Source organism: Lentzea chajnantorensis, assembly GCF_054300775.1.
Genome location: NZ_JBSDZT010000002.1, coordinates 3,216,899 through 3,231,767 on the forward strand (window position 1 = coordinate 3,216,899; position 14,869 = coordinate 3,231,767).

Genomic DNA, 14,869 nt, shown 5'->3' on the forward strand with positions numbered 1-14,869 from the left:
GGCACCAGGACACGTGTGCCCGCAGCCCCCCGGAGGCGTTAGATGACGCAGGACCGCATTCCGCTCGCCGCTCTCGAGCACGGCACCCCGTTCGCGGACCGGCACGTCGGCCCGCGCCCCGCCGAGCTCGCCCGCATCCTCGACGTGATCGGTGTCGGATCGCTGGAGGAGCTGGCGCAGCACGCGGTGCCCTCGTCCATCCACGAGCGCGACCTGGTGCTGGACCTGCCGGCGCCCGCCACGGAGACCGAGGCGCTGGCCGAGCTGCGCGCGCTCGCCTCCCAGAACCGGCCGATGACCCAGATGATCGGCCTGGGCTACTACGACACCGTGACGCCGGGCGTGATCCTGCGCAACGTCCTGGAGTCGCCCGCCTGGTACACCGCGTACACGCCGTACCAGCCGGAGATCTCGCAGGGCCGCCTGGAGGCGCTGCTGAACTTCCAGACGATGGTCGGCGACCTGACCGGCCTGCCGATGGCCAACGCGTCCATGCTGGACGAGTCGACCGCCGCCGCCGAGGCCATGACCCTGGTGCGCCGCGCGGGCAGGGCGAAGTCGAACAAGTTCGTCGTGGACGCCGACACGCTGCCGCAGACGCTGGCCGTGATCGAGACCCGCGCCGAGCCGCTGGGCATCGAGGTCGTCGTCGCCGACCTGTCGCAGGGCATCGAGGGCCTGGGCCTGGGCGGTGACTTCTTCGGCGTGCTGCTGTCCTACCCCGGTGCGTCCGGTGTGGTCCGCGACCAGGCCGCGCTGGTGGAGGAGATCCACGCCGCCGGCGCGCAGGCCGTCGTCGTCGCCGACCTGCTGGCGCTGACGCTGCTGCGCCCGCCCGGTGAGATCGGCGCGGACGTCGTCGTCGGCACCACCCAGCGCTTCGGCGTGCCGATCGGCTTCGGCGGCCCGCACGCCGGCTACATGGCCGTCCGCTCCGGCCTGGAGCGCCAGCTGCCCGGCCGCCTCGTCGGCGTCTCCGTCGACGCTGACGGCTCGCTGGCCTACCGCCTGGCGCTGCAGACCCGCGAGCAGCACATCCGCCGTGAGAAGGCGACCTCGAACATCTGCACCGCGCAGGTGCTGCTCGCCGTGATCGCGTCGATGTACGCGGTCTACCACGGCCCCGAGGGCCTGCGCGCCATCGCGACCCGCGTGCACCGCCTGGCCACCGTCCTCGCGACGGGCCTGTGCGAGGCCGGTCTCGACGTCGTGCACGGCGAGTTCTTCGACACCGTGCAGGTGCGCGTCGAGGGCCGTGCCGCCGAGGTAGTCGCCAAGGCCCGCGAGCTCGGCATCAACCTGCGCCTCGTGGACGCCGACGTCGTGGCAATCGCTTGCGACGAGAAGACCACGCGCGCGCACGTCGTCGCCGTGTGGGAGGCGTTCGGCGTGACCGGGTCCGATGTGGACGCGATCGACACCGACACCGCCGACGGCATCCCGTCGGACCTGCGCCGCACCTCGGACTACCTGACCCACCCGGTGTTCCACGCGCACCGCTCCGAGACCGCGCTGCTGCGCTACCTGCGCGCACTGTCCGACAAGGACGTCGCGCTGGACCGCAGCATGATCCCGCTCGGCTCCTGCACGATGAAGCTGAACGCGACCGCGGAGATGGAGTCCATCACCTGGCCCGAGTTCTCGACGCTGCACCCGTTCGCGCCGGTCGAGGACGCGAAGGGCCTGCTGACGATCGTGTCGGACCTGGAGGCGTGGCTGGCCGAGGTCACCGGCTACGACGCCGTGTCGCTGCAGCCGAACGCCGGCTCGCAGGGCGAGTTCGCCGGCCTGCTGGCGATCCGCGCCTACCACCGCGCCAACGGCAACTCCGCCCGTGACGTCTGCCTGATCCCGTCGTCCGCGCACGGCACGAACGCCGCGTCCGCCGTCATGGCCGGCATGCGCGTCGTCGTCGTGAAGTGCGACGACAAGGGCAACATCGACATGGGCCACCTGCGCACCACGGTCGCCGAGCACGCCGACGACCTGGCCGCGATCATGATCACCTACCCGTCGACCCACGGCGTGTACGAGGACACCGTCCGCGAGGTCTGCGGCCTGGTCCACGACGCGGGCGGCCAGGTGTACGTCGACGGCGCGAACCTCAACGCGCTGATCGGCCTGGCCCGCTACGGCAAGTTCGGCTCGGACGTCTCGCACCTGAACCTGCACAAGACGTTCTGCATCCCGCACGGCGGCGGCGGCCCCGGCGTCGGCCCGATCGGCGTGAAGTCCCACCTCGCCCCGTTCCTGCCGAACCACCCGCTGCAGCCCACCGCGGGCCCCGAGACGGGCGTGGGCCCGATCTCCGCGGCCCCGTGGGGTTCCGCGTCGATCCTGCCGATCTCGTGGGCGTACGTGCGCATGATGGGCGGCGACGGCCTGCGCCGCGCGACCCTGACCGCCGTGGCCGCGGCGAACTACGTGGCGCGCCGCCTGGACGAGCACTACCCGGTCCTCTACACCGGCGAGGGCGGCTTCGTGGCCCACGAGTGCATCCTCGACCTGCGCCCGATCACCAAGGCCACCGGCGTGACGGTCGACGACGTGGCGAAGCGCCTGGCCGACTACGGCCTGCACGCCCCGACCATGTCGTTCCCGGTCGCCGGCACCCTGATGGTCGAGCCCACCGAGTCCGAGGACCTGGCCGAGATCGACCGGTTCATCGACGCCATGATCGCCATCAAGCGCGAGATCGACCGCGTCGGCGCCGGCGAGTGGCCCGTCGAGGACAACCCGCTGCGCAACGCACCGCACACCGCGGCCTGCGTGACCGTCGGCGAGTGGGACCACCCGTACACCCGCGAGGAGGCCGTGTACCCGGCCGGTACCGGTGCTCCGAAGATCTGGCCGCCGGTCCGCCGCATCGACGGCGCGAAGGGTGACCGCAACCTGGTCTGCTCCTGCCCGCCCCTCGAGGCCTACAGCAGCTGATCCACACCGCGGAGGAGGGGCGCACCCAGGGGTGCGCCCCTCCTCTCACGCTCCGACCGGACAGGTCTCGTCGCCGCAGTTCTCCTGCTCGGTGATGCCCGGCCTGGTGAGGTCGTGCTCGAACGCGAAGTGGAAGCAGTCCGGGTGCATCCGCTCGAACAGCTCGAAGTCCTCCGGGGCCAGCTCCACGGCCTCACCGCACCGCTGGCACGTCTGTTCCTCTGCCACGGTGGAATGGTCTCACCCGCGCCGGGCGAACAGCACCGCGCCGTCCTCGCCGAGCAGCCACTGCGCCTCGACCGCGAACCCGGCGTCGCGCAGCCACGCCGCCACCCGCTCCGGCCGGCGCAGGTGGACGTGCACGCGCATCGGGTGCCCGCCGTAACCCCGCGTCTTCAAGTTCGTGCGGTCGCCGACGTGGAAACCCAGCTGCAGCAGCCCGCCCGGCCGCAGCGCGTCCCGGAAGTGCCCGAGCACGACCGGGACCAGCTCGTCCGGCACGTGGATCAGCGACCACCAGGCCAGCACCCCGCCGACCCGGTCGCCGAGCGGGTCGGTCATCGACCCGACCTCGAACCGCAGCCCGGGGTGGTTCCGCCGGGCGAGCGCGACCATGGCGGGGGAGAGGTCGATCCCGAACGCGTCCGCGCCGAGCCCGTGCAGCAGCGCCGTGACGTCGCCGGGGCCGCAGCCGACGTCGGCGACGGGACCGTCCACCTCCTCGGCGAACAGCCGCAACGCCGCCCGCAGGTGCGGCATCCCGTCCAGCAGGCCGCGCGTGTAGTCGGCGTAACTGGCGGCGACCGTGTCGTAGGACTCGCGGGTGTCTGCCAGCCAGTCGGTCACGCCGGGAACCTACTCCTCGAACGGCTCCGCGCGGTGCCTTCCGGACAACGCCAGCGACGAGATCCACGTGTCCGGGTCACCGTCCCAGTCCATCGCCCTGATCTGGTCCACCGACCGCCGCCCGCCGATGGCCCGCATCAGCTCGAACGACGTCGTGCGCAGCGTCCCCTCCGGCTCGCCGTGCCCGAGCACGCGGTCGCCGTGCTCCAGCACCACCCGCAGCGCGGGCACGTCGTTCTCCCGCATCCGCTGGTCGAGCTGCTGCAACGGCCGGGTCAACGCCGCACGCACCACCTGCGGGTCCCGGTCGCCGGGCACGCCCAGCGCGGCGCGCAGGTCGTGTTCGTGCGCCACGACCTCGGCGATCAGCACCGAGCCCATGGGCGTGTCGAAGAGCGGAGCGGCCAGCTCCCGGTTCGCGTCCCACTCGGCGAAGGCGTCGTCGAGCGAGTTGCCGCGGCGGTCGCGCACCTGCCGTTCACCCCACTCGCCGGACTCGACACCGTCGAACCGGCGGTCCGCGAAGTCGCGCAGACCGCCGGCCAGGTGCGCCACCACGTCTTGACCGACCAGCCGGGGGTCGCCGCGACGGGCGTCTGCGGGTCCCGGCCGCGCACCAGCTCGGTGATGCGCTGCTGGGCGGCGTCGTAGACGGGGGCGTTGGTCATGGGCTCAGACCTCGTACTCCAGCGCGTAGGTGCCGCTGCCATCCTCCGCCCAGTCCACGGTCACCGCACCTTTCGCGCCGAGGAACCGCCCGGTGCCGTCGACGACCTCGATCGACCCCTCCACAGCGGACCGGTAGGCGCCGACGTGCCGCAGCACCAGCGTGCCCTCGTCCGTGGTGACCTCCTCGATCGCGGTCGTCCACGCCACGTCGTCGCCGTAGTACATGAGGTACCGGCAGCTGCCCGTACCGCTGATGTCGCCCGCGTACCCGAACTGGACGTGCGCCTCGGTGAGCTTGCGGCCCTCGACGTCCCGGTAGGACCGGCCGTCCCAGGTCTTCTCGTCCCAGCTCTTCACTTCGATGGTTCCGGTTGCCTTCATGGACCCCACCCTGCTGGCAGAACCTGACAGTTCGTGTCAGGTTTGTGGCATGAAGTCGAGCCGGCTCATCCAGGTGCTCCTGTTGTTGCAGTCCCGCGGCCGGATGACCGCCGACGAGCTGGCGGCCCGGCTGGAGGTCTCGCCCCGGACCATCTACCGCGACGTCGAGGCCCTCGGCGCCGCCGGCGTCCCCATCTACGCCGACCGCGGCCCGGCCGGCGGCTACCGGCTCGTCGACGGCTACCGCACCCGGCTCACGGGACTGACCTCCGGTGAGGCGCGGTCGCTGTTCCTCACCGGCCTGCCCGGTCCCGCCCAGGAGCTGGGCCTCCAGGAGTTCGCCGCCGCGGCCCAGCTCAAGCTCCTCGCCGCGCTGCCCACCGAGCTGCGCGCCAGGGCCGAGCAGATCCGGCAGCGGTTCCACCTGGACACCCCGACGTGGTTCCGCGGCGACGAACCGACCGCGCACCTCGCCACCATCGCCGACGCCGTCTGGGAGCAGCGCCGCGTCCGCATGACCTACCGGCGGTGGGGGCAGCAGACCGTCACCCGCGAGGTCGACCCGCTCGGTCTCGTCCTCAAGGCGGGCACCTGGTACTTCGTCGGCAGCCTGCGCACCTACCGGGTGTCGCGGGTGCTGGAGCTGGAGGTCCTGGACGAGACGTTCGACCGGCCGGACGACTTCGACCTCGCCGCCTTCTGGGCCGGGTGGTCCGAGGAGTTCGAGGCCCGCATGTACGGCGAACGCGTCACCGTGCGCATGACCAGTGCCGGTCTCGACAAGGCGCGGTACCTGCTCAGCGGCCACCAGGCCCGGGTCGTCGCACAGCTCGCACCGCAGCCGGGGGAGGAGTTCGGCTTCCCGACCGAGTCGCTCCGGCACGCCCTGCCCGACCTGCTCAAGTTCGGCCCCGACGTGGAGGTCGTGGCACCCGACGAGCTGCGCCGCGAGGTCGTGGCCGCGATCGAGGCGATGCACCGGCTCTACAACGGTGCGAAGCTACCCGCATGGTTCCGCTGATCTCGCTGAACAACGGAGTACGGATCCCCCAACTCGGCTTCGGCGTCTTCCAGGTGCCGGAGGACCAGGTGGCCGGTGCGGTCACGACCGCCATCGAGGCCGGCTACCGCAGCATCGACACGGCCGCCGCCTACCGCAACGAGTCCGGTGTCGGCGACGCGATCGCGGGCGTGCCGGACCTGTTCGTCACGACCAAGCTGTGGAACTCCGACCAGGGCTACGACTCGACGTTGCGCGCGTTCGACGCGAGCACGCGCCGCCTGCGGCGCGACGTGCTGGACCTCTACCTCATCCACTGGCCGACCCCGCGGCGCGAGCTGTACCCGGAGACGTGGCGCGCGCTGGAGCAGCTCTACGCCGACGGCCGGGTGCGGGCCATCGGCGTCTCCAACTTCCACACCCGCCACCTGCAGCGCCTCTTCGACGAGTTCCCGACCACCCCGGCGGTGAACCAGATCGAGCTGCACCCGTTGCTGCAGCAGGAGGAGATGCGCAAGGTCCACGTGACCCACCGCATCGTCACCGAGGCCTGGTCACCGCTCGCCCAGGGTGCGCTGCTGGGCCGCCCGGAGATCACCGGCCTGGCCGAGAAGTACGCGAAGACCCCGGCCCAGATCGTGCTGCGCTGGCACGTCCAGCTCGGCAACGTCGCGATCCCCAAGTCCGTCACGCCCTACCGGATCAGGGAGAACATCGACATCTTCGACTTCGAGCTGGCCCAGGACGACATGACCGTGATCGCCGAGCTCGACAACGGCACCCGCACCGGCCCCGACCCGGACCGCTTCAACGTCGCGTGACCGCACCGGCCGCGCCACCGGTGTCCCCGGTGGCGCGGTTCACCCGGCCGTGCGCAGCCCGTCGAGGTAGAACCGCAGGAACCGCCGCCACCGGTCCGGTTCGGTGTCGACCGACTCCCTGATCACCTGCGACATCGCCCACGTCAGCGTCACGAGGTCCGCGAAGCTCGAAGTCCGCGCGCACCACCCCGGCGTCCTTGGCGCGCTGGATGATCCGCTCCGCGTGCCCCATGCCGCGCCCGCACGCGCTGGTGGCCTCCTCGGACGGCACCAGCCGCCGGGCGATCGCGTCGTTCAGCCCGTGGTCCTGCGCCTGCAACGCCACCGTGCCCTCGACGAAGTCCGCGAAACCCCGCCACGGGTCAGGCGCGGCCAGCGCGGCCGCGCCGATGTCGTCGAGCACCGCCAGCCGGCTCGGGAAGATCGAGTCGATGAGCACCTGGCGCGTGGGGAAGTGCGCGTAGAGGGTGCCGATGCTGACCTGGGCCCTGCGGGCGATGTGCTCCAGCGCCGCATCGAGCCCTTGCTCACCGAACACGTCGACGGCCGCCGCGAGCAGCTTGGCGCGGTTGCGAGCGGCGTCCGCGCGCAGGGGCCTGGTTGCCATGGCGGCATTCTACAAACGCCCCCTAAGTCGAGCCTCCCCTCGACTTCTGTGATACCGTCACTCCCACAAGTCGAGGACACCCTCGAATTAGCCGGAAGGTGCAGCTCATGTCCCTCGCAGCAGTCATCGGCGTCGGCCCCGGTCTCGGCATGTCCATCGCGCACCGGTTTGGACGAGAGGGCCACGACGTGGCCCTGGTGTCCCGCACCGACACCCGGCACAGCCGCTACCTCGCCGAGCTGGCCCAGGCCGGCGTGAAGGCAGAGGCGTTCACCGCTGACGTGCGCGACCGCGACCAGCTCCTGTCCACCCTGGACCGCATCGGTGGCGAGGTCGAGGTGCTCTACTACGGCCCTGGCGCGGCCGACCCAGACCTGCCGATGAAGCCGATCACCGAGATCACCGCCGCAGACGCCCAGAAGGCGCTGACCTGGCTGTACCCGGCCCTCGACGTCGTGGGCCACGTCCTGCCGGGCATGCTCGACCGCGGCAGCGGAGCGCTGCTGTTCGCAGGCGGCCTCAGCTCAGTCGTACCCATGCCCGGCTTAGGCGCGCTCACGATCAACGCCGCAGCCCTGCGCAACTACGCGGTGACGCTCAACGCGGCACTGGCCGACAAAGGCATCTACGCGGGCACGCTCACCATCGGCGGTCTGATCGAGCGCGGCGACATCCACCGCATGATCACCGCAAACCCCGGCCAGTACGGCGAGATCCCCACGCTGAACCCCGACGACATCGCCGAGACGGCGTGGCAGCTGACCGCCGAACGGAACCGCGCGGAGGCCGTCTTCAACGTCCTGGCCTGACCACTCAGGCACTGTTCGCCGCGCCTGCCAAGCCGCCTCGCCGCCAAACTCCGGCTCCGGCGCTGAACCCGGCCCCGCCAAGCCCGCGCGGCAACCCGCCACCGCACCCAGCCCGACACCCAACCCCGGCCCCGCCGGACCTGCGCAGCAACCCGCCATCGCACCCGAACCGCGCAACGACTCACCGTCGCCCGCATCCACCCGGACGCTGAACCCCGGCTCTCGCCGGACCTGCGGGCAACCCGCCACCGCACGCAACCCCGCACCACCTGGCCACCGCACCCGAACCACGCAACGACTCACCGTCGCCCGCGCCCATCCCGACGCCGAATCCCGGCCCCGCCGGGCCCGCGTGGCAAGCCGCCACCGCACCCAACCGCGCGACGACCACCGTCGCTCGCGCCACTCCGATGCCCTCGTCCACGACCTGGACCGACGTTCCTGTCCGCACTACCGCGATGCCCTTGCCCGCGACCCGCCCCAACGCGCTTGTCCACGACCTGGACCGACGTGCGCGCCGACGTCCCCGTCCGCGCCAACCCCGACGCCCTCATCCACGACCCGGACCAACGCTCTTGCCCACAACCTGGACCGACGCCCGCGTCCACCCCGACGCCCCCGTCCGCGCCCGCCCGCGCCCGCCCCGATGCCCTCGTCCACGACCCGCCCTGACGCCCACGCCAGCCCCGACGCCCTCATCCACAACCCGAACCAACCACTCAGGCGGTGGTCGACAGCACCTGCCCGAGCGCGGCCTCCACACCGTTCTCGTCCTCCACCACGGACACGCTGCCCCCGGTGCTCTCCGCGATGTCGGTCAGCGCCGCCTTGTCCACCTCACCGCCGATCGCGATGAAGCTGACCGGCAGGTCCTTGCCCTTGAGCCGGGACTTCAACGCCGCCAGGTCGATGCCGCCGTCCGAGGTGCCGTCGGTGACGACCACGACCCGGTTGACCCGCCCGGCCACGAAACCGTCGTGCGCCGCCTCGTAACAGGCCCCCAGCGCGGTGTAGAGCTGGGAGCCGTCGACAGTCTTGAGCCCGTCGATCGCCCTGCGCAACGCCTCGCGCTTCTCCACGACCGGACCGGTGCCCACGAGCTGCTTGTAGGGCTTGGCGCCGTCGACGGACCGCGCGAACTCCCACAATCCGAACGACCCGGACACCGACCTGTCCACCTGCCCGCGCAGGGCGGCCTTCACCTTGTCCAGCCTCGGTTTCATCGAGGTGGACACGTCCGCGAGCACGGTCACGACCTGGCCGCCGCGGTCCGCCGACGCCCACGCCGCCGACAGCTGCTGCGTGGTCGTCGCGTCAGCGGCGACCAGGTTCTCGGTCACCGCCGCCCACGACACACCAGGAGAGGGGGACGGTCGGTCCTGAGTGGACTCGACACGCAAACCGCCGTGCGCCAAGATCTTCTGCTGGTCTGGCTCGGTCATGAACTCGCGGAACGCCTGCGCCGCGCGTTCCTCCGCCTCACCGACCTCGGGGCCCGACAGCGCCACGTACGGGAAGTCCGCCACCGGCGTCGGACCGACCGGCAGCACGCCGACGAGCGGTTTGGACGGTGCCTCCTTGCCGGTGTTGTGCTTGTAGAGGTCCACTTCGGACACCGGCGTCACGCTGAAGCCCGCCGCGTTCACCGTCGCGCTGTCCCCGAGCCGCCGCAACGCCTCGCGCGTCGTGGTGGGCACCTCGGGTGGCACGGTGGCCGCGAGCTTCGTCAGGGCCGCCTTGGCGGCGTCGGAGTTCAGCGTGTCCGCGGTGACCGGGCCCTTGCCGCCGGCCAGTGCGGACTGGATCGCGAGCGCGGAGGCCGTGTTCGCGGCCGGGTCGGGCATGGCGACGCTGAACCGGCCCCAGTTCGGGCCGAACCTCTGCCAGTCGGTGACCTCGGGCATGTCCGTCCAGCGGAAGTCCTTCAGCACCGGCGCACCCGCCTCGGGTGCGGCGAGCAGCACCGGCGACGTGCCGATGGACTTCGGCGTGCCACCGACCAGCTTGGCGTTGAGCGCGGACAACCGGTTCGCCCACAACATCGAGTCCGGCACCCAGGCGTGCGGTCGCTGGCCGAGCTTCTCGGCGTCCCAGGTCCCGGTCAGACCGTCGAGCACGGCGGAGGAGTCGGCGGAGGTGACCTCGACCGCGATGCAGTGGTCGTAGACGACGGGCCGCGTGGCGCTCCAGGCCCGCGCGACCTCCGCGACGGCCTCGGCCACGCTCGGTGTCGCGGACACCCGCAGCACCGCGTCACCCTCGTTGCAGTCCTGGGCCTGCGCCTGCGCCCGCTTGTCGAGCACGCCGCCGATCCACGACCAGGCGCCCCAGCCGAGCGCGATCAGCACGACGACGGCCACGATGGCGACGGGCCACTTGGCGATCCCGCGCCGCACCTTCGCGCGCAGCGAGCGGTGTCGAGACATCGATCCCTCTCACAACTACTCAGCGGCCCCCGACGACCGGCAGCCACGCTAACAGGAGAGAACGGTCAGCGATGTGAAGTCACTCCCAGTACCGACTGGCACACGGTGACGAGTCGTTCCCGCAGCGGCCGCGACCTCGCGGCGAACTCCGCCTGCCTGCGCACGTACTCCGCGCGGCCCTCCGGCGTCTCGATCCTGACCGGCTCGTACCCGAGGCCCGCCAGGTCGTAGGGCGAGGCCCGCATGTCGAGCTCCCGCACGTCGACGGCCAGCTCGAAGCAGTCGGCGACCAGGTCGGACGGTGTCGCGGGCTCCAGCTTGTAGGACCACTTGAACAGGTCCATGTTGGCGTGCAGGCAGCCCGGCTGCTCGTTCTCGACCTGCCCCTCACGGGTGGGCAGCAGGGTGTTGAGCGGCCGCGCGGGCCCGGTGAAGAACCGGAAGGCGTCGAAGTGCCCGCACTGGATCTTGCTGGCCTCGACCACCTGGTCGGTGCCGTCGCTGCCCAGGCGCAACGGCCACGCGTTGTGCCGCACCTCCTCGGGCTGCTGCCGGTAGACCATGGCCCACTCGTGCAGCCCGAAGCACCCCAGCCGCGCCGGCCGCCGCATCGTCGCCGTGAGCAGCTCGCGCACGAAGTCGATGGTCTTGGCCCGCTGAGCGGCGAAACTGCCGACGTCGAGCGTCACGCCGCCGCTCGTGGCCCGGTAGTGCGGGAACTCCAGGTACTCGCCGGCGTCCTCCAGGACGATCCCCGGCCCCGGATGCCACCGTTCGAGCCGCACGGGCCGATGGCTGTAGTAGGTGAAGAGGAAGTCCATGACGGGGTGCTTCTCCTTGCCGGCCTTCCGCTCCAGGTGCGGGCCGGTGAAGCGCCTCATGCGCGCGACGTGCCGGTCGCGCAGCTCATGCCATTCGGCTCGGGTCAGGACCTCCACGAGCGGCTACCGTACGCGCATGGTGCAGAGCAAGGCCGCCACGGTCGACGAGTACCTCGACGAGCTGACCGCAGAGCAGCGCGCCGAGATCACCGCCGTGCGCGACGTCGTCGTCGCGCACCTCCCCGCCGGCTACGCCGAGGGCGTGCTCTGGGGGATGATCACCTGGTACGTGCCGATCGAGGTCAGCGGCCCCACCTACAACGGGCAGCCGCTGAGCTACGTCGCGCTGGCCGCCCAGAAACGCCACTGCTCGCTCTACCTGACCACGGCCATGGCGCCGGGGGAGTCGTTCCGCGAGCGCTACGTCGCCACCGGCAAGAAGCTCGACATGGGCAAGTCCTGCGTGCGCTTCACCCGCGCCGCCGACCTGGCCCTCGACGTCATCGGCGACGAGATCGCCCGCTACCCGGTGGCGGAGTTCGTCGACCACGTCCAGCGCGTGACGGTCAAGCGCTAAAGCGGCGGCACCAGCCCGGTGAACGTCCGCGCGCCGTTGCAGTGCGGGCACTCGCGCCCGTTGTCGACGGTCCGCGGCGCACCACCGATGATCGCCAGCGTCGGCGCCGCGATGTAGCTCGCGCCCCCGCACAGATGGCACACCGTGCGCGGCTCCGGCGTGACGGCGAAGAGGTCGTCCGGGTCTTCCTCGTCCTCGAACTCGTCGTCCTCGGCGAACTCGTCCTCGTCGTCCTCACCCATGGTCGTCAACCTACACGGACAGCGACCGGCGACCGGTGCGCGACCACGGGTTCCGGATCAGGTCGCCGAGATCGGATCGCCCGGTGTCGTGGCGGCCCGCGTCAACGACTCCGGCGTCGCCTCACGGCCGCAGTGCGCGCACACGACCAGTGGTTCCAGCACGTTGCCGCACGAGTGCTCCCACACGAGCGGGAGGGGCCCCTTGGTCACGTAGGTGTCGCCCCACTCCTTGAGCATCAGCAACACGTTGTTCAGCGCACGGCCCGACTCGGTCAGCACGTACTCGTGGCGCGGCGGGTGCTCGGAGTACTGCCGCCGCTCCAGCACGCCGCACGCGACGAGCTTCTTCAGGCGCGCGGTCAGCACGTCGCGGGAGGCGCCGGTGTTCGCGGCGATCTGGTCGAAGCGGTGGTTGCCGAAGAAGACCTCGCGCAGCGCCAGCAGCGACCAGCGCTCGCCGACGACCTCCAGCGCGTTCGCAACGGAGCAGGTTCGCGGAGCCATGTGACCACGGTATCAGTCGGTTGGGAAATCAAACTCGACCTGCCACAGTTGGTTTGAAATACCAACTTAGGAGGTTGTCATGGACTTCAAGGGTCAGACGGTGCTCGTGACCGGCGCGAACCGCGGACTGGGCCGTGCGTTCGCCCAGGAGCTCGTCAAGGCGGGCGCGAAGGTCTACGGCGGCGCGCGCAAGGTCGAGACCATCACCGACGAGGGCGTGGTCCCGGTGCGGCTCGACGTCACCGACGACGCGTCGGTCGCGGCGGCCGCCAAGGAGCTCGGTGACACCACGATCGTGGTCAACAACGCCGGCGTCCTCGTCGCGGGTGACGACGTCGACAGCATCAAGGCGGAGTTCGAGGTCAACTTCTACGGCCTCGTCCGCACGACGGACGCGTTCGCGCCGGTCCTGAAGGCCAACGGCGGCGGCGCGATCGTCAACGTGCTGAGCATCCTGTCGTTCGTCGGCAGGGCGGAGTGGCGCGGCTACGCGGCCTCCAAGGCAGCGGGCTGGTCGTTCACCAAGTCCTCCCGTGAGGCGCTGCGGGAGCAGGGCACGCGCGTGATCGGCGTGCACGCCGGGTTCATCGACACCGACCTGACCACCGGCATCGACGCGCCCAAGATCACCCCGCAGGACGTCGTCGCGCAGGTGCTGCGGGCGCTTGAGAACGGTGACGACGAGGTGCTGGCCGACGAGCGCACCCGCGCCGTGAAGGCCGCGCTGTCCGCCTGAGGGACGTCAGTCCCGGCGCGCGGGGGAGTGCAGCGGCGGCCTCGGTGAACTCAGGCCGCCGCAGCGCCCCACCGCGTCGTCCTCACCCGGCTTCCGCGTAGTGCACTTTGTAGCGCAGGTGCGTGACCTCGACGCCTTCGACGACCGAGAGCGGCCCTGCGAGCTGGTAACCCTGGCCCGGCGCGAAGAACGGCGTGCCACCGCCGAGCAGCACGGGCACCAGGTCGAGCCAGATCTCGTCGACCAGGCCGGCGTCGATCGCCTGCCGGGCGACCTCGCCGGAGTTCAGGCCGACGGCCTTGTCGCCCGCGTGCGACCGGGCGATCTCGACGGCCTTCTCGATGCCGTCGCCGCAGAACGTGAAGTGCTCGGTGTCCTCCAACGGCCGATGGGTGAGCACGACGGTGTGCACGCCCATCGGGTGCCGGCCGCCCCATGCGTTCGTGTGGTCGTAGAGCTTGCGGCCCACCACCAACGCGCCGGTCGCCCGGATGAGGCCGTCGAAGTGCGCGGTGCTGGCGGGGGTCAGGTGGACGGTCATCGCGCCGGTCGGCATCGTGTACGCCACGTCGCCGGACTCGTACCAGCGGAACAGCCGGTCGAAACCGGAGAAGTCCGGGCCCGAGACGTAGCCGTCGATCGAGGTGCTGGCGCCGGTGTAGACCTTGCCCATGTCGGGTGCCTCCCCTGTGTCGGTCAGTCACCCCTGCGTCGACTGCGCGCCGGCAATTTCGACCTGGTTCCGGGGACGCATACCGGCGCGCGCGGCTCAGCCGATCGGTTCCGGCAGCGGCGCCACCTCGTAGTCGCAGTCCAGCACGTCACCGGTCGCCGGGTCGCGCAGCTCGACGCGCCACTTCGACGCGAACTGCTGCACGCCGTGGTGCATCGGGATCGTGCCGGACAGCAGCACCGTGCCGGGCCGCAGCAGTCCCAGCTCGCGCAGCCGGTCCACCCAGTAGGCCGGCGTCAGCAGCTCGGCGAGCGTGCCGCGCTGGATCTCCACGCCGTCGGCCCACGCCGTGAGCTCGATCGCGTCGATCCGGTCGGCCACCTCGGACAACCGCCACGCCCTGCGGCCCAGCACGTCCGGGCTCGCGTTCTTGCTCCACGCGACGCCGTGCACCTCCAGCGCGCGGTCCGTGTGGTCGCACGCGACGGTCAGCAGCACGTCGTCATCGGTCACGACCAACGCCCACTCGGCCTCGCCGGAGGTGCGTGCGTGCTGCACGGGCACCACCGCGGTCTGCTGCGCGAGGTAGGGCGAAACGGGGTAGAGACTCGGCGTGACCGACGGCGCCGGAACGCCCAGTTCGGCGAGTTCGCGCACGTGAGCGGCCACGTCTTCCTGGCTGCGGCCCGCGTACCCGCCGTTGAGCAGGGTCGTCACCGCGACCTCGGTGACGGTGCCGTCGGGGAGTTCGAAGGACAGTGTGCAAGCGGTGGACATGCGGTACTCCTTGCGCATACGAGTTGTATACAGGCAGTATTACCGC

17 protein-coding genes are annotated in these 14,869 nt (G+C 71.2%); 6 read left to right on the plus strand and 11 right to left on the minus strand.

Features of this window, described 5'->3' with window-relative positions; genetic code table 11:
• Positions 1-42: 42 nt before the first annotated feature.
• Positions 43-2,934 carry an aminomethyl-transferring glycine dehydrogenase gene (gene gcvP / locus ACVDFE_RS16570; RefSeq protein ID WP_458430955.1) on the plus strand — a complete coding sequence of 964 codons (2,892 nt, stop codon included), beginning with the start codon at positions 43-45 and terminating at the stop codon, positions 2,932-2,934.
• Positions 2,935-2,979: 45 nt separating this feature from the next.
• Here gcvP and ACVDFE_RS16575 read toward each other — a convergent pair whose 3' ends face one another.
• The 4 genes from ACVDFE_RS16575 to ACVDFE_RS16590 form a co-directional block, all read right to left on the minus strand.
• Positions 2,980-3,162, minus strand: coding sequence for a hypothetical protein (locus ACVDFE_RS16575; protein WP_360392411.1), 183 nt, complete (start codon positions 3,160-3,162; stop codon positions 2,980-2,982).
• A gap of 12 nt (positions 3,163-3,174) precedes the next feature.
• A complete protein-coding gene (locus ACVDFE_RS16580) occupies positions 3,175-3,780 on the minus strand; it encodes a class I SAM-dependent methyltransferase (protein WP_458430956.1) in 606 nt (201 codons plus the stop codon).
• A 9-nt stretch (positions 3,781-3,789) separates the two neighbouring features.
• Complete coding sequence (locus tag ACVDFE_RS16585; RefSeq protein ID WP_458430957.1) at positions 3,790-4,338, minus strand: maleylpyruvate isomerase family mycothiol-dependent enzyme; 549 nt, start codon at positions 4,336-4,338, stop codon at positions 3,790-3,792.
• A 114-nt stretch (positions 4,339-4,452) separates the two neighbouring features.
• Positions 4,453-4,830, minus strand: a complete 378-nt coding sequence (locus ACVDFE_RS16590) for a DUF3224 domain-containing protein (protein ID WP_360392403.1) — start codon at positions 4,828-4,830, stop codon at positions 4,453-4,455.
• 49 nt (positions 4,831-4,879) lie between these two features.
• Here ACVDFE_RS16590 and ACVDFE_RS16595 point away from each other — a divergent pair, with 49 nt between their 5' ends.
• Entirely contained in the window at positions 4,880-5,851 is a 972-nt protein-coding gene (locus ACVDFE_RS16595; RefSeq protein WP_458430958.1) for a helix-turn-helix transcriptional regulator, read from the plus strand.
• On the plus strand, positions 5,839-6,651 hold the full coding sequence (locus tag ACVDFE_RS16600) for an aldo/keto reductase (RefSeq protein ID WP_360392398.1): 813 nt from the start codon (positions 5,839-5,841) through the stop codon (positions 6,649-6,651). Before ACVDFE_RS16595 ends, ACVDFE_RS16600 begins: the two co-directional genes overlap by 13 nt.
• Here the strand turns inward: ACVDFE_RS16600 and ACVDFE_RS16605 are convergent.
• Complete coding sequence (locus ACVDFE_RS16605; protein ID WP_458430959.1) at positions 6,638-7,258, minus strand: TetR/AcrR family transcriptional regulator; 621 nt, start codon at positions 7,256-7,258, stop codon at positions 6,638-6,640. The genes ACVDFE_RS16600 and ACVDFE_RS16605 overlap by 14 nt on opposite strands.
• Before the next feature lie 107 nt (positions 7,259-7,365).
• Between ACVDFE_RS16605 and ACVDFE_RS16610 the strand changes: the two genes are divergently transcribed.
• Complete coding sequence (locus ACVDFE_RS16610) at positions 7,366-8,067, plus strand: SDR family NAD(P)-dependent oxidoreductase (protein WP_458430960.1); 702 nt, start codon at positions 7,366-7,368, stop codon at positions 8,065-8,067.
• Between the two features lie 719 nt (positions 8,068-8,786).
• Here the strand turns inward: ACVDFE_RS16610 and ACVDFE_RS16615 are convergent.
• Complete coding sequence (locus ACVDFE_RS16615) at positions 8,787-10,493, minus strand: substrate-binding domain-containing protein (protein WP_458430961.1); 1,707 nt, start codon at positions 10,491-10,493, stop codon at positions 8,787-8,789.
• Positions 10,494-10,558: 65 nt separating this feature from the next.
• A complete protein-coding gene (locus ACVDFE_RS16620) occupies positions 10,559-11,431 on the minus strand; it encodes a 3-methyladenine DNA glycosylase (protein ID WP_458430962.1) in 873 nt (290 codons plus the stop codon).
• Positions 11,432-11,450: 19 nt separating this feature from the next.
• Between ACVDFE_RS16620 and ACVDFE_RS16625 the strand changes: the two genes are divergently transcribed.
• Entirely contained in the window at positions 11,451-11,891 is a 441-nt protein-coding gene (locus ACVDFE_RS16625; protein WP_458430963.1) for an iron chaperone, read from the plus strand.
• Here the strand turns inward: ACVDFE_RS16625 and ACVDFE_RS16630 are convergent.
• Positions 11,888-12,133, minus strand: a complete 246-nt coding sequence (locus ACVDFE_RS16630) for a hypothetical protein (RefSeq protein ID WP_458430964.1) — start codon at positions 12,131-12,133, stop codon at positions 11,888-11,890. The two genes, ACVDFE_RS16625 and ACVDFE_RS16630, sit on opposite strands and share 4 nt — an antisense overlap.
• Positions 12,134-12,190: 57 nt before the next feature.
• Positions 12,191-12,637: a winged helix-turn-helix transcriptional regulator gene (locus ACVDFE_RS16635; RefSeq protein ID WP_360392383.1), complete on the minus strand. Its 447-nt coding sequence runs from the start codon at positions 12,635-12,637 to the stop codon at positions 12,191-12,193.
• A gap of 79 nt (positions 12,638-12,716) precedes the next feature.
• On the opposite strand from ACVDFE_RS16635, the gene ACVDFE_RS16640 reads away from it, so the two are divergent.
• Entirely contained in the window at positions 12,717-13,373 is a 657-nt protein-coding gene (locus ACVDFE_RS16640; RefSeq protein WP_458430965.1) for an SDR family oxidoreductase, read from the plus strand.
• A gap of 82 nt (positions 13,374-13,455) precedes the next feature.
• Here the strand turns inward: ACVDFE_RS16640 and ACVDFE_RS16645 are convergent, their stop codons facing one another.
• Together ACVDFE_RS16645 and ACVDFE_RS16650 are read right to left on the minus strand one after the other, a co-directional pair.
• Positions 13,456-14,046 carry a dihydrofolate reductase family protein gene (locus tag ACVDFE_RS16645; RefSeq protein ID WP_458430966.1) on the minus strand — a complete coding sequence of 197 codons (591 nt, stop codon included), beginning with the start codon at positions 14,044-14,046 and terminating at the stop codon, positions 13,456-13,458.
• Between the two features lie 96 nt (positions 14,047-14,142).
• Positions 14,143-14,823 (minus strand): DUF2848 domain-containing protein, encoded by a 681-nt coding sequence (locus tag ACVDFE_RS16650; protein WP_360392376.1) that lies wholly within the window; start codon positions 14,821-14,823, stop codon positions 14,143-14,145.
• Positions 14,824-14,869: the final 46 nt, after the last annotated feature.

Excerpts from the sequence above, each read along its gene's own strand:
- gcvP (WP_458430955.1), top strand. The coding sequence starts at position 43 with ATGACGCAGGACCGCATTCCGCTCGCCGCTCTCGAGCACGGCACCCCG.
- ACVDFE_RS16590 (WP_360392403.1), bottom strand. The coding sequence starts at position 4,830 with ATGAAGGCAACCGGAACCATCGAAGTGAAGAGCTGGGACGAGAAGACC.
- ACVDFE_RS16595 (WP_458430958.1), top strand. The coding sequence starts at position 4,880 with ATGAAGTCGAGCCGGCTCATCCAGGTGCTCCTGTTGTTGCAGTCCCGC.
- ACVDFE_RS16600 (WP_360392398.1), top strand. The coding sequence starts at position 5,839 with ATGGTTCCGCTGATCTCGCTGAACAACGGAGTACGGATCCCCCAACTC.
- ACVDFE_RS16605 (WP_458430959.1), bottom strand. The coding sequence starts at position 7,258 with ATGGCAACCAGGCCCCTGCGCGCGGACGCCGCTCGCAACCGCGCCAAG.
- ACVDFE_RS16610 (WP_458430960.1), top strand. The coding sequence starts at position 7,366 with ATGTCCCTCGCAGCAGTCATCGGCGTCGGCCCCGGTCTCGGCATGTCC.
- ACVDFE_RS16615 (WP_458430961.1), bottom strand. The coding sequence starts at position 10,493 with ATGTCTCGACACCGCTCGCTGCGCGCGAAGGTGCGGCGCGGGATCGCC.
- ACVDFE_RS16625 (WP_458430963.1), top strand. The coding sequence starts at position 11,451 with ATGGTGCAGAGCAAGGCCGCCACGGTCGACGAGTACCTCGACGAGCTG.
- ACVDFE_RS16630 (WP_458430964.1), bottom strand. The coding sequence starts at position 12,133 with ATGGGTGAGGACGACGAGGACGAGTTCGCCGAGGACGACGAGTTCGAG.
- ACVDFE_RS16635 (WP_360392383.1), bottom strand. The coding sequence starts at position 12,637 with ATGGCTCCGCGAACCTGCTCCGTTGCGAACGCGCTGGAGGTCGTCGGC.
- ACVDFE_RS16640 (WP_458430965.1), top strand. The coding sequence starts at position 12,717 with ATGGACTTCAAGGGTCAGACGGTGCTCGTGACCGGCGCGAACCGCGGA.
- ACVDFE_RS16645 (WP_458430966.1), bottom strand. The coding sequence starts at position 14,046 with ATGGGCAAGGTCTACACCGGCGCCAGCACCTCGATCGACGGCTACGTC.
- ACVDFE_RS16650 (WP_360392376.1), bottom strand. The coding sequence starts at position 14,823 with ATGTCCACCGCTTGCACACTGTCCTTCGAACTCCCCGACGGCACCGTC.